General features: G+C 62.5%; 14 protein-coding genes and 1 other RNA gene. 9 read left to right on the plus strand and 6 right to left on the minus strand.

Annotation, left to right across the window (positions count from 1 at the left end):
• Positions 1–2: 2 nt before the first annotated feature.
• The 3 genes from ssrS to Mame_RS18815 form a co-directional block, all read right to left on the minus strand.
• Positions 3–166, minus strand: a non-coding RNA gene (gene ssrS / locus Mame_RS18805) — 6S RNA.
• Between the two features lie 95 nt (positions 167–261).
• The gene (locus Mame_RS18810) at positions 262–627 is read right to left on the minus strand and encodes a cell division protein ZapA (protein ID WP_018066648.1); all 366 of its coding nucleotides are present in this window, start codon (positions 625–627) and stop codon (positions 262–264) included.
• An 11-nt stretch (positions 628–638) separates the two neighbouring features.
• On the minus strand, positions 639–920 hold the full coding sequence (locus tag Mame_RS18815) for a DUF4164 domain-containing protein (RefSeq protein ID WP_026173800.1): 282 nt from the start codon (positions 918–920) through the stop codon (positions 639–641).
• Positions 921–1379: 459 nt separating this feature from the next.
• Here Mame_RS18815 and tkt point away from each other — a divergent pair, with 459 nt between their 5' ends.
• The 3 genes from tkt (at position 1380) to Mame_RS18830 (ending at position 5867) form a co-directional block, all read left to right on the plus strand.
• On the plus strand, positions 1380–3362 hold the full coding sequence (gene tkt / locus Mame_RS18820; protein ID WP_026173799.1) for a transketolase: 1983 nt from the start codon (positions 1380–1382) through the stop codon (positions 3360–3362).
• A 212-nt stretch (positions 3363–3574) separates the two neighbouring features.
• Positions 3575–4576 (plus strand): type I glyceraldehyde-3-phosphate dehydrogenase, encoded by a 1002-nt coding sequence (gene gap, locus Mame_RS18825; protein WP_018066645.1) that lies wholly within the window; start codon positions 3575–3577, stop codon positions 4574–4576.
• 355 nt (positions 4577–4931) lie between these two features.
• The gene (locus Mame_RS18830) at positions 4932–5867 is read left to right on the plus strand and encodes an IS110 family RNA-guided transposase (RefSeq protein WP_079920699.1); all 936 of its coding nucleotides are present in this window, start codon (positions 4932–4934) and stop codon (positions 5865–5867) included.
• 157 nt (positions 5868–6024) lie between these two features.
• On the opposite strand, the gene Mame_RS18835 is transcribed toward Mame_RS18830, so the two are convergent.
• The gene (locus Mame_RS18835) at positions 6025–6939 is read right to left on the minus strand and encodes an EamA family transporter (RefSeq protein WP_018065391.1); all 915 of its coding nucleotides are present in this window, start codon (positions 6937–6939) and stop codon (positions 6025–6027) included.
• 263 nt (positions 6940–7202) lie between these two features.
• On the opposite strand from Mame_RS18835, the gene Mame_RS18840 reads away from it, so the two are divergent.
• The 6 genes from Mame_RS18840 to Mame_RS18865 all read left to right on the plus strand — a co-directional run bounded on the left by Mame_RS18840 (position 7203) and on the right by Mame_RS18865 (position 12119).
• Entirely contained in the window at positions 7203–7907 is a 705-nt protein-coding gene (locus Mame_RS18840) for a pyrimidine 5'-nucleotidase (protein WP_026173576.1), read from the plus strand.
• A gap of 113 nt (positions 7908–8020) precedes the next feature.
• The gene (locus tag Mame_RS18845) at positions 8021–8755 is read left to right on the plus strand and encodes an EF-hand domain-containing protein (protein ID WP_018065394.1); all 735 of its coding nucleotides are present in this window, start codon (positions 8021–8023) and stop codon (positions 8753–8755) included.
• A gap of 193 nt (positions 8756–8948) precedes the next feature.
• Positions 8949–9800: a 2,3,4,5-tetrahydropyridine-2,6-dicarboxylate N-succinyltransferase gene (gene dapD, locus Mame_RS18850; RefSeq protein WP_018065395.1), complete on the plus strand. Its 852-nt coding sequence runs from the start codon at positions 8949–8951 to the stop codon at positions 9798–9800.
• Positions 9801–9838: 38 nt separating this feature from the next.
• Positions 9839–11023 carry a succinyl-diaminopimelate desuccinylase gene (gene dapE / locus Mame_RS18855; RefSeq protein WP_026173577.1) on the plus strand — a complete coding sequence of 395 codons (1185 nt, stop codon included), beginning with the start codon at positions 9839–9841 and terminating at the stop codon, positions 11021–11023.
• On the plus strand, positions 11007–11591 hold the full coding sequence (locus Mame_RS18860) for a hypothetical protein (RefSeq protein ID WP_018065397.1): 585 nt from the start codon (positions 11007–11009) through the stop codon (positions 11589–11591). The genes dapE and Mame_RS18860 overlap by 17 nt, the downstream gene beginning before the upstream one ends.
• A 63-nt stretch (positions 11592–11654) precedes the next feature.
• On the plus strand, positions 11655–12119 hold the full coding sequence (locus tag Mame_RS18865) for a hypothetical protein (RefSeq protein WP_018065398.1): 465 nt from the start codon (positions 11655–11657) through the stop codon (positions 12117–12119).
• Between the two features lie 25 nt (positions 12120–12144).
• Here Mame_RS18865 and arsH read toward each other — a convergent pair whose 3' ends face one another.
• Both arsH and arsC read right to left on the minus strand, forming a co-directional pair.
• Positions 12145–12837 (minus strand): arsenical resistance protein ArsH, encoded by a 693-nt coding sequence (gene arsH, locus Mame_RS18870; protein ID WP_051085117.1) that lies wholly within the window; start codon positions 12835–12837, stop codon positions 12145–12147.
• 20 nt (positions 12838–12857) lie between these two features.
• Complete coding sequence (gene arsC / locus Mame_RS18875; RefSeq protein WP_026173578.1) at positions 12858–13271, minus strand: arsenate reductase (glutaredoxin); 414 nt, start codon at positions 13269–13271, stop codon at positions 12858–12860.
• Positions 13272–13292 lie beyond the last annotated feature (21 nt).

Below are 13292 nucleotides of genomic sequence, written 5' to 3' on the forward strand. Positions count from 1 at the left end.
AAGTGCGGTCCACGGCGACCGATGGAATCGGTTGGATCCTGGGCGCCTACAGAAGTAGGTGGGCGCCATATAACCAAGCCCACGGGCCAGGTCAGGGACAGCTCCCTTAGGATCGAGTAAGGCCCCGGGGATTCGTGTTGATTCCTGTCGAGAAGCGCAGACCGTAACTCTTATATAGAGTGTCGCATCGTCCGCTGGAAGGGGGAAGCATAGCTATATTTTCGTCCGCCACCGCAGCGGTCGGCACATCAAAGGCCGCGTCTATTTCGACACGCCGGAGACTTTGCACGAGAGCGTCGTGATCCGCTCCGCGAGGTTCTCCAGCCTGTCGGCCAGCGCATCGGCCTCGGCCGCCCGGTTTTCGTCGGCCGAGCCGGCGGCGCGGCGCAATTCAGCAAGCTCCGCTGCATTGGCGTCCACCGCCGCCTGCAGATCGTGAAGCTCATCCATGATCATGATCCCGGCCATCACCGTCAGGCGCAGATCGCCGATCTCGCCGAAACTGCCGCGCAGGTTGGAGATATAGGAATCGAAGCGGGCGGCGAGGTCCAGCAGGTGATCCTCCTGGCCTTCCTCGCAGGCCATTCGGTAGGCCTTGCCATCGATATTGACCGTGACTTGCGCCATCTGCCTCGCCCCTATTTTTCGTGGGCGAGAACGGAGCGTATGGTCTCCATTGCCGCCACCAGCCGACCGGAAACCTCGCGGTTGACTTCCTCGAGCCGGTTCGCGCGGAACTGCGCCTGGTCGAGTTCGCGCGCGAGCCCCGCGCGGTCCTCATGCACGATCCGGACCTCGTTTTCGAGCTCCTCGCGGTTCTGGAGGTTTTCGGCGCGGGCGTCGAGCGCATTTTCCAATGTCGAAAATGCCTTTTCGAGCGCGCTCAGCGCCGCGTCCAACCGGTCAGTGTTTGCGACCATTCTTTAGAACCCCACCCCGTGATGGAATTTGACCCGGCATCTTCGACAAACCGTCGCGTCGTCGGAGCGAATCGCCAAGATGCTCTAATTATCATCATGATCTTAGGGAGAGCTAACAGCAAAGGTCAACGCAGGCCGGCAGTTGTCAATAGGAAACTTGGTCCGCCGGCCGACATTCACGATTTGCCGCGGGACACCTTTCGCCCGGCCAATGCGACAGAGCCGCAAAGCCCGCAAAACTTGCCGATTAAGCGGTGGCAGGCCCGTATGAAATGGTGTAGGGTCGCGGCGTTTTCCGGGCAAGGGGGCGCCTGCGGACGGCCGCCCTGATTGGCCGGATCAACATAATAGTTTTCGCGGCAGCATTGCCGTCCGGCGATTTCGCCGGTAATCCGTCGACCAGTGTCACTCCCGAAGACCGATGTCATTCCCACAGACTCAAGAAAAGCGAAGAAGAACATGACTTCTCTTGATAAACATAACCGGATGGCCAACGCGATCCGCTTCCTTTCCATGGATGCCGTGCAGAAGGCCAATTCCGGCCATCCCGGCCTGCCGATGGGCGCGGCCGATGTCGCCACGGTGCTGTTCACCCGCTTCATGCGCTTCGACCCCAAGAACCCCGACTGGCCGAACCGCGACCGCTTCGTGCTGTCGGCCGGCCATGGCTCGATGCTGCTTTACTCGTTGCTCTATCTCCTCGGCTACGAGGACATGACGATCGACGATATCAAGAATTTCCGCCAGCTCGGCTCCAAGACCGCCGGTCACCCCGAATACGGCCACGCCTCCGGCATCGAGACCACCACCGGTCCGCTCGGCCAAGGCATTGCCAATGCGCTCGGCATGGCGATCGCCGAACGCAAGCTCGCCAATGAATTCGGCGACGAGCTGATGGACCATTACACCTATGCGCTGTGCGGCGACGGTTGCCTGATGGAAGGCATCAGCCAGGAGGCGATTTCGCTTGCCGGCCACCTGAAGCTGAACAAGTTCGTGCTGTTCTGGGACAACAACTCGATCACCATCGACGGCGCGGTTTCGCTCTCGGATTCGACCGACCAGATCGCTCGCTTCAAGGCCTGCAACTGGCACACGATCGATATCGACGGTCACAATCCGGATGAGATCGCGGCCGCGATCGAAGAGGCGCACAAATCCGACAAGCCGACCCTGATCGCCTGCAAGACCACGATCGGGTACGGCGCGCCCAAAAAGGCCGGCACCAACAAGGTTCACGGCTCGCCGCTCGGCGACGAGGAAATCGCAGCCACCCGCAAGGCACTCGGCTGGGAATATCCGGCATTCGAGGTTCCGGAGGAAATCCTCGACGCCTGGCGCGTCGCCGGGCTGCGCTCCACCAAGACCCGCGTCGAGTGGGAAAAGAAGCTCAACGCCGCCAAGGCCGATGTGAAGGCGGAATTCAACCGCCGCTTCGCCGGCGATCTGCCGGGCTCGTTCGACCGTGCGATCCAGAAGTACAAGAAGGAGCTTGCCGAGGAAAAGCCGACGCTCGCCTCGCGCAAATCTTCACAGAACGCGCTCGAAGTCATCAATGGCGTTGTGCCGGAAACTTTCGGCGGCTCGGCCGACCTGACCGGCTCCAACAACACCAATACTAGCCAGACCGCGCCGATCACGCCGGACGACTTCTCCGGCCGGTTCATGCATTGGGGCATCCGCGAGCACGCCATGGCCGCCGCCATGAACGGCATCGCGCTCCATGGCGGGCTGATCCCCTATTCCGGCGGCTTCCTGATCTTCTCCGACTATTGCCGCACCTCGGTGCGCCTGGCGGCGCTGATGGGCATCCGCGTCATCCATGTCTGGACACATGATTCGATCGGCGTCGGCGAGGATGGCCCGACCCACGAGCCGGTGGAGCAGATGGCCTCGCTGCGCGCCGTGCCGAACCTTCTGATGTTCCGCCCGGCCGATGCGATGGAAACCGCCGAATGCTGGCAGCTCGCGCTGGAAAGCAAGGATGCCCCCTCGGGCATCGCGCTGACCCGCCAGAACCTGCCGGCGGTGCGCACCAAATACACCGAGAAGAACCTGTGCGCGACCGGCGCCTATGATCTGATCCCGGCCAACGACGCCGACGTCACGATCTTCGCCGCCGGTTCCGAAGTGGGGCTCGCGGTCGAGGCGCAGAAGACGCTCGACGGCAAGGGCATTTCCACCCGCGTCGTTTCCGTACCGTGCATGGAACTGTTCTTCGAACAGCCGGAAGACTACCAGAAGGCGATCATCGGCAATTCGCCGATCAAGGTCGGCGTCGAAGCCGGCGTGCGCATGGGCTGGGATCAGTTCATCGGCTCGGACGGCATCTTCATCGGCATGACCGGCTACGGCGCATCCGGCAAGGGCGAGGCGCTGTTCGAGCATTTCGGCATCACCGCCGATGCCGTGGTCAAGGCCGTGGAAAAGAAGCGCGCCTGATTTGACGAACCGCAAGCCGCCCGGCTCCAAAGCCGGGCGGCAGGCCGGAAAATGCCGTAAACCAAAGTTGTTTGCTGAAATTCCGGTCGTAACTGTTTATATCGGGGCCGAGGCCTCGCAAGACCGTTTTCTCCGCTGCCCTCCCCGGAAGCTTCCAGAGATGTGCGGCCTTGGGACTTTGTGAAACTATTCGCGAATAGGGAGTTTCTGACATGACTGTAAAAGTTGCCATCAATGGCTTTGGCCGTATCGGCCGCAACATTCTGCGCGCCATCATCGAGTCCGGCCGCAAGGATATCGAGGTCGTCGCCATCAACGATCTCGGCCCGGTCGAAACCAACGCCCACCTTCTGAAATACGACTCCGTTCATGGCCGTTTCCCGCATGAGGTCAAGGTGGATGGCGACACGATCGACGCCGGTCTCGGCCCGATGCGCGTCACCGCGATCCGCGATCCGAAGGATCTCCCCTGGAGCGATGTCGACATCGCGCTCGAATGCACCGGCATCTTCACCGCCAAGGAAAAGGCGGAGATGCTGCTGGCAAGCGGCGCGAAGCGCGTTCTGGTCTCCGCGCCGTCCGCCGGCGCCGACAAGACCATCGTCTTCGGCGTGAACCACGACACGCTCACCAAGGACGACATCATCGTCTCCAACGGTTCATGCACCACCAACTGCCTCGCGCCCGTCGCCTACGTGCTGCATGAGAAGTTCGGCATCGAGCGTGGCTACATGACCACGATCCACTCCTACACCGGCGACCAGCCGACGCTGGACACGATGCACAAGGACCTCTACCGCGCCCGCGCGGCGGCCCTCTCCATCATCCCGACCTCGACGGGCGCGGCCAAGGCGATCGGCCTCGTCATTCCGGAACTGAAGGGCAAGCTCGACGGTTCCTCGATCCGCGTTCCGACCCCGAACGTCTCGGTCGTCGACTTGAAATTCGTGCCGAAGCGCGACGTCACCGAGGAAGAAGTCAACGCCGCGATCAAGGAAGCCGCCGAAGGCAAGCTGAAGGGCGTTCTGGAATACAGCGAAGAGCCGCTGGTCTCCCGCGACTTCAACCACGACCCGGCCTCCTCGATCTTCTCGGCCCAGCAGACCAAGGTTCTGGAAGGCAAGCTCGTGCGCATCCTGTCGTGGTACGACAATGAATGGGGCTTCTCCAACCGCATGGGCGACGTCGCCGTCGCCATGGGCAAGCTGCTGTAAGCTTCGCAAAGCCTATCGGAATGCAGAGGCCGGGTTCGTCCCGGCCTCTTTCGTTTGGGCATTCTCGAAGCGCTGTTGGCTCTGGCAGAGCGTGCCAGCAGCGCTCGTCGTGTGGCCTGGATCCTCGGGTCAAGCCCGAGGATTGTTTGTCGGATCTGCGCTATTGTTGTGATGCAGCTGCGGGCCGTTGGCTTGCCCGCAGCTGCTGCAACAGCCGACCGTCCGAGTATTGGGTGGAATACCCGCTGTCATCAAGGTCACTGTTGCACCGAGCAACCGCTTGAAGAGTTGATTGGGCCGCTGATTGCCACGCCCGCAAACAATCCCAAGCATGCCTTGAAAGGATAGCATCGCCATGGTCGTTTTGCATCACCCTCCGCACATCTGTCTTGGTTGCGACGTTGCAAAGGACACGATCGCCGTTTCCTGCGGCGGTCCGGCCACCGTCATCGCCAATCGCAGCAGGGATATTCGTCGCTTCCTGCGAAACTGCGAGGCAGATCTGGTCATCTGCGAACCCACCGGCGGGTATGAAACCGTCCTGATCGAAGAGTGCCTGCGGCGCGGCCTTGCCGTCCACCGGGCCGATACGCGCAGGCTCAAGGCCTTCATTCGTTCGCGTGGACGGGTCGGCAAGAGCGATGCGATCGATGCCCGGGAAATGGTCGCCTATGGCATGGAACGCTGGGCAAGCCTGTCCCTGTGGCAGGCTGAAAACCCTGAAGAGGCAAGGCTCAAGGCCCTTGTGCGCCGCCGCGCCGATCTGGTCGCCATCAGGGTCGCCGAGCAAAACCGCGCCATGGCGCCGGGCGGACGTGAACTTGCCGTCACCTTCAAGGCCATGCTCGCTGCCATCAATCGCCAGATCGCGCTGCTCGACAAGGAAATCCGCATGCTCATGCGCAGCGAAGCCTTTGCAGCCAGGGCCAGCATCGCAATGGCGATGACCGGCATCGCGGAGACAACCGCCGCCGCCCTGATCGCCACAATGCCCGAACTCGGGACGCTGGATCGAAAGAAGGCGGCGGCGCTGGCCGGCCTGGCGCCGCACCCAAACGAGAGCGGCAACAAGATCGGTTACCGGAGAATGCGCGGCGGCAGACCCGTCATGCGCACCATCCTGTTCATGCCGGCCATGCAGGCCGCCCGCGGAAGGGGCGAGTTCGCCGCCTTCTACAAGCGCCTTGTCGAAGCCGGCAAAAAGCCAATCGTCGCGATCGCAGCAGTCATGCGAAAAATCGTCGTGACCCTCAATGCAAGGTTCACAGAGAAAGTCATCCAACAGAGTTGATGACACGGAGTGGGGTGTGCGGCAGAGCATGACGGCGGCCTTTCGAAGCATGATGACGGCTGCTTTTCAACGTCGTCTCCCTCTCTCGGGGGCACCCTCGGGCTTGACCCGAGGGCCCAGGCAGCACTCTCCGCGCGACCGCAAGGGCAAAGCCCTCTCACGCAAACAGCAGCACCAGCACGCCGCAGACCACCAGTCCGCAGCCCAGCAGTTCGACGCGGGTGATCTTTTCCCTGAAGAACAGCACCGAGGTGGCGATGGTGAACAGCATCTCGACCTGCGCCACTGCCTTTACGATCGAGGCCTGCTGCAACGTCATCGCGATGAACCAGCCGAAGGACGCGGTCGCGCCGACGAAGCCGACGGCAAGAGCGGGACGCCATGCGCGCAACACCTTACCAAGCTCCGCGCGGTCGAAGGCGAGCATGTAGGCGACCATCGCGACCGCCTGGATCACGATCACCACCAGCAGCGTGAACGCAGCCTGCATGATGCTGTCGGGTGCCGGCAGAGTGGGCGCGAGCGCCAGCGACGCCGCCCGGTATGATACCGCCGACAACCCGAACAGCGTACCTGAAGCAATGCCGATCAGCGCCGTCCGGGTCATCAGGCCGGCAATCAGCGCATGGAAGCTGACGGCGCTGCGCGACAGCGAGATCAGCATCACGCCGGCAATCGAGATCAGGATCGCGATCACCGCGACCGGCGAGATCGTCGCGCCGAAGAACAGGAAGGCGAGGATGGCGGCCTGGGCCGGCTCGGTGCGCGAATAGGCGGTTCCCACCGCGAAATTGCGGAAGGAAAACAGGTAGACGAGCAGGAAGGTTGCCGCGATCTGCCCCGCCGCGCCGATCACCGACCAGAACAGGAAATCGCCGGTGACCGAAGGCACCGGCCGGTCGAGACCATAGACGAGAATTGCGAAATAGAGCACGGCGAACGGCACCCCGAACCCGAAGCGGGTAAAGGTGGCGCCAAGCGTCGCCATGCGCCCTTTCAGATATTTCTGAAGCGAGGAACGCAGATTTTGCAGGAAGGCGGCCGCGAATGTGATGCCGATCCAGATTTCCATGGGAATTGACCTTGAAGAGGGAAATTGAGGTAAGCGTATGACGGCCGAAGCCGCCGCTCAGCCCTTCAAAGTCGCCCGTTCACCGTCATGCAGAAATCGGCAAAGAACCGCACCGGCAGGCGCTTGCGGTCCTGCAGGATGATCGGCTTTTGGCGAATGGATCTGAACATGGGTCCTGTTTATCACGCCGCTCCCGACCGCGCCAGTTGCCGCAAATCGCAAATCCCGTTCCCTTCCCGCCCGCTCTCTGCCATAAGGCAGGCATGACAAAACCGATGACGCACCCCAAGAAAACCGATTTCGAGACCGTCCGCGACTGGGTCTTCGATCTCGACAACACGCTCTACCCGCACCACGTCAACCTGTTCTCCCAGGTCGACCGCAACATGACGGACTACGTCGCCCGGCTGCTGTCCCTGCCGCATGACGAGGCCCGGCAGTTGCAGAAGCAGTATTACCGCGACCACGGCACCACGCTGCAGGGGCTGATGATCAACCACCGGATCGACCCGAACGACTTTCTCGAAAAGGCGCACGAGATCGACTACACGGTGATCGAGCCCAATCCGGTGCTGGGCGAGGCGATCAAGGCGCTGCCGGGCCGCAAGTTCATCTTCACCAACGGCTCCGTGCCGCACGCTGAAAAAACCGCCGCGGCGCTCGGCATCCGCGACCATTTCGACGATATCTTCGATATCGTGGCCGCCGGCTACATCCCGAAACCGGATGCCGCGGCCTATCGCAAGTTCCTCAACCGCTCCGGTGTCGACACGCGGCATGCGGCCATGTTCGAGGACCTGCCGCGCAATCTGCGGGAGCCGAAAGTGCTCGGCATGCGCACGGTGCTGATCGTACCGCCAAACCTGGAATACGGGTTTGCGGAGGCTTTCGAGCAACTCGGCGACGAGACCGGACACATTGATTATGTGACGGAAGACCTGACGGGTTTCGTCACCAGTCTGCTATGATGAACGGAATATGAATTACCGATTATTCAGGCTACCTTTCCGTAAATTAAGTCGTCTTTGAGCGGTTGCTCACCTACTCTTTCCTCATAGGCCCACAACACGAGGAAGAAGCCATGAATGGGAAGCAACTCACTGTATCCGCCCTTGCCGCCACGCTGGCGCTCGGCGCCGCCGCAACCCCGAGCCTTGCCCGCGACATGCGCGGTCCCGGCCCGGAACGCGGCTTCATCTACCTGCTGAAGACCTCCGACGCCAACAAGGACGGCAAGATCACCGAGGACGAGGTCGTCGCCTTCCAGGACGGCCGGTTCGAGGAAATCGACGTCAATGGCGACGGCGTGATCACGCCCGGCGAGTTTGCCGATTTCCGCAAGGCCGAACAGCAGGCGTTCCGCGACGCCAACCCGCGCCCACAAGGCAAGATGGCGGCGACGGACGCAGCGCCCGCAAAGCCCGGTCCAGGCGGCAAGATGGCGGCCCAGAACGGCGGTCCGGACGGCATGCCCGGCCCCGATGGCAAGCCCGCCCGCAAGATGGCCAATAGTGAAGCCGGCCCCGGCGGCATGAACCCGGACGCGCCGCGCCGCATGGCGATGAATGGTGACGGCCCGCAGCACCGCATGGGCGGCCGAGACCACGACGGCAAGAAGTGGGACGGCAAGAAATGGGGCGGACGTCCCGGCGATGTCGAACGCATCTTCTTCGTGCGCGCCGACACCGACCGCAGCGGTCAGGTGAGCCAGCAGGAATTCGCCGAGCTCGCCGCAAAGATGTTTGCCCGCATGGACCGCAATGACGACATGGTGATCACGATTGAGGACCTGCCGGATCGCCGCCCGATGCCCTGATCGGCCTTGCGCCGGATCTGCTTGCCTGCATTGATGCCCCCGGTTTTTCCGGGGGCATTTTCGTTTGGCTTGGCGACGGCAAGTCCGGGAAGAACCGTCCCCAAAGATTGACGCCGTCGCTGCCCTCGCTTAGATCGGTTCTGACCAAGGCTTATCTTTGCGCCACCCGGCGCGACCGGCACAGGATACCAGCATGACCGATCTCAACTCCCTCGCAAAAACCATCGACAACGCCTTCGAAAACCGCGGCGAAATTTCGGTTTCGACCAAAGGCGAGGTGCGCGATGCCGTGGAAGAGGCGCTGAACCTGCTCGACAGCGGCGAGGCCCGTGTTGCCGAAAGGCAGGAACACGGCGCCTGGAAGGTCAATCAATGGCTGAAGAAGGCGGTGCTGCTGTCGTTCCGTCTGAACGACATGGAAGTGGTCAAGGGCGGCCCCGGCAATGCCACATGGTGGGACAAGGTGCCCTCCAAGTTCGAGGGCTGGGGCGACAACCAGTTCCGTGCGGCCGGCTTCCGCGCCGTGCCCAACGCGGTCGTGCGCCGCTCCGCCTATATCGCGCCCGGCGTGGTGCTGATGCCCTCCTTCGTCAATCTCGGCGCTTATGTCGATGAAGGCACGATGGTCGACACCTGGGCCACCGTCGGCTCCTGCGCCCAGATCGGCAAGAATGTGCATCTCTCCGGCGGCGTCGGCATTGGCGGCGTGCTGGAGCCGATGCAGGCCGGCCCCACCATCATCGAGGACAATTGCTTCATCGGCGCGCGCTCCGAAGTGGTCGAGGGCTGCATCGTGCGCGAAGGCTCGGTGCTCGGCATGGGCGTCTATATCGGCCAGTCGACCAAGATCGTCGACCGCGCCACCGGCGAGATCAGCTATGGCGAAATCCCGCCCTATTCGGTCGTCGTCGCCGGCACGCTGCCGGCCGCAAAGCCGATGGGCAACGGCGCACCGGGCCCCGGCCTCTATTGCGCGGTGATCGTCAAGCGCGTCGACGAAAAGACCCGCTCCAAGACCGGCATCAACGAGCTTCTGCGCGACTGACCACTGGCAATCGCAGCAGGAATATCCAGATAGAGATGATGAGCGTCACCGATCCCGTTGAGAACCTGCAAGCCCTGATCCGCTGCCCCTCCGTGACCCCGGAGGAAGGCGGCGCGCTGACGGCGCTTGAGGCGATGCTTGCCCCGCTCGGCTTTGCCGTTACGCGGATGACGGCGAGCGGGGACGGCACGCCGGACGTTGAAAACCTCTACGCCCGGCTCGGCGCGGACGGCCCGCACCTGATGTTTGCGGGCCATACCGACGTGGTGCCGCCCGGCGACGCCGCATCCTGGACCCATCCGCCCTTTGCCGCCGAGATCGCGGACGGAATGCTTTATGGCCGCGGCGCCGTCGACATGAAGGGCGGCATTGCCTGTTTCGTGGCCGCGCTCGCCCGCTTCATCGGCGAAAACGGCAAGCCCCCGGCCTCCGTGTCGCTGCTGATCACCGGCGATGAGGAAGGTCCGGGCATCAACGGCACGGACAAGCTGCTGCACTGGGCAAAGGCCCGCGGCGAGCGCTGGGACGCAGCCCTTGTGGGCGAGCCGACCAATCCGGACGCGCTCGGCGACATGATCAAGGTCGGTCGCAGAGGCTCGCTGACCGGCCGGCTGACGGTGATCGGCATTCAGGGCCATGTCGCCTATCCGCATCTCGCCGACAATCCGCTGCGGACGATGACCGGCATGCTGGACGCGCTGATGGGCAAACCGCTGGATGAAGGCACGGATCTGTTTCCGCCGACCAATCTGGAAGTGACATCGGTCGATACCGGCAATGCCGCCACCAATGTAATCCCGGAAAAAACCACGGCGACCTTCAACATCCGTTTCAACGACCTGTGGAGCGAGGAGACGCTGAAGGCCGAGATCCTCGATCGGCTTGGCCACGCGGCGCGCACCGGCGGAAAGGATACCACCCGGTTTACGGTCGAATGGCTCGGCCGCGTGAGCCCGGTGTTTCTCACCCGCGACGAACAGCTTGCCGGCAGCCTGTCCGAAGCGATCGCGGCGGTCACCGGCAAAACACCGCAGCTTTCCACCACCGGCGGCACCTCCGATGCGCGCTTCATCAAGGATTACTGCCCGGTTGTCGAGTTCGGCCTTGTCGGCCAGACCATGCACAAGGTGGATGAGCGGGTGGCGGTCGTCGACCTCGAAAAACTCACTGAAATCTATCGACATTTCATAGAGAGGTGGTTCGCGCTTGCCGCTGCTTGCTGAGGTCCTTTTCTACCTGCGCGGACTTTGGCTGTTGTTCAAGGCCGATCCGGCCCATGCGCGCTATCTCGATTTCACCGAACGGGGCGTGGCGCGCTCGTTCTGGGCGCTCGCCTATTGCCTGCCGCTGATGGTGGCGAGCGAGCTGGTGAGCCTTACCCGCCTTGTGCAGCCCCCGATCGACCTCACGCTCGTTACCCTTTTGCGCACCGCATTGATCCAGGGGCTGAGCTGGATGGCGCCGCTGGTCGTGCTCGGCGTCGTCTGCATGGTCTCCGGCCTGCCGCGCGCCTTTCTCAAGATCATCGTCGCCACCAACTGGCTGAGCCTGCCGGTGAACATCTTCGCAGCACTCGCGATCTTCCTGATCGCGACCGGGCTGCAGCCGCTGGCGACCATCGTGCTGATCGTGTTCCAGACCGTGCTGCTCGGCGCTTTCCTGTTCGAAATCCGGATCGTCTACATGCTGATGGGTGAAAAAGTGTTGCCGACGGCGGCGGCGATCATCGCCTCGGCGATCACCGCGCTGCTGGTCACCGATATCGGCACGCGCTATATCGTTGGAGGGTGAGAGCATCCTTACTTGACAGGTGGTGCCGCTCACGCAAAAATTGTATGCATCGGGGGATATGTCATGACCAGAAAAGCGCTGGCGCTCGCCGTTCTGCTGGGGCTCGTCGCCTGCCAGACGGGACCGGTTTCGATTCTCTACAAGGAAGGCTCGACCCGCGCCGAGCGGCAGGAAGCCTATGACCAGTGCTTTATCGCCGCGCTGAAGGATGTGCCGCAGAACATGGTGACCGAGGTGACAGGCGGCTACAGCTATCCAGGCTTTGTGAGCTGCGACACCAATGGCGACACCACCATATGCGGCGAAGTGGGCGGCTACACCACGCCGGTGGAAAGCTACAGCTACGACACCAATGAAAAACTGCGCCAGCGCCTGATCAACCGCTGCCTGGAGGCGAAGGGCTTCTCCGACGTCACGATACCCTATTGCCAGACCAAGGAAGAGCGCGCCGCCTATCAGATGCAGGTCGCCCAGCCGCCGCTTACCGAACTCACCTGCGTCACCGGCCAGACCGTTTCAACAGAGTAGGGCTGCGTCGCCGCGCGTTCCGGCGTCAGGCGCCGGTCTGGCGCGCATGCTTCTCGGCCGCCTCGATCCGCTCGGAATAGCGCTCCGTGAGGTATGCGCTCTGCCCGCGTAATAGAAGGGTGAACTTGACCAGTTCCTCCATGACATCGACGACGCGCCGATAATAGGATGACGGCTTCATTCGTCCGCTGTCATCGAACTCCTCGTAGGCCTTGGCGACCGAGGATTGATTGGGAATTGTGAACATCCGCATCCACCGGCCGAGAATACGCATCTGATTGACGGTGTTGAAGCTCTGGGACCCGCCGCAGACCTGCATCAGCGCCAGCGTGCGCCCCTGTGTCGGCCGCACGCCGCCCGCGGAAAGCGGCAGCCAGTCGATCTGGGTTTTCAGGACCGAACTCATCGCGCCGTGCCGTTCGGGCGAGCACCAGACATGCGCCTCGGACCAGATCGAAGCGGACCGCAACTCCTGGACCTTCGGATGATTTTCATCGGTACTGCCGACCAGCGGTAGGCCATGCGGATCGAAAATCCGCACCTCCGCGCCGAATGCCGCAAGCAAACGCGCCGCCTCCTCCGTCAGAAGCCGGGAATAGGAGCGTTCGCGCAGCGAACCGTACAGCATCAGCACCCTTGGCGGATGCGCGATCCGGTTGCCTGTGAACAGGCGTTCGGGATCGACGGGGTGGAAGGCCGTTTCATCGAGCGCGGGCATTGATTCGGCGTCCGGCAGGTTCACTTTTTGGCCTGCGGCGAGACAACCTCGCCGTCTTCCTTGGTGAACGCGCCGATGGCCGGGTTTGGCAGGATTTCAAGCACGGTCTCCGACGGGCGGCACAGCTTTACGCCCTTTTCCGTCACTACGATCGGTCTATTGATCAGGATCGGATGCGCCATCATGGCGTCGAGCAGTTCGGCATCGGAAAGCGCCGGATCATCGAGGCCAAGCTCATCATAGGGCGTGCCCTTGCGGCGGAGCAGATCGCGCACCGGAATTGCCATCGCCGCGATCAATTCCTGAAGCTTTTCGCGCGTTGGCGGGGTCTTCAGATATTCGATGATCTCCGGCGCCTCGCCGGACTGCCGGATCATCGCCAGAACGTTGCGCGACGTTCCGCAGGCGGGATTGTGGTAGATGGTGACGGGCATCGGGACCTCAACATATCCATA

The organism is Martelella mediterranea DSM 17316, assembly GCF_002043005.1.
In the GTDB taxonomy this organism is placed as follows: Bacteria; Pseudomonadota; Alphaproteobacteria; order Rhizobiales; family Rhizobiaceae; genus Martelella; species Martelella mediterranea.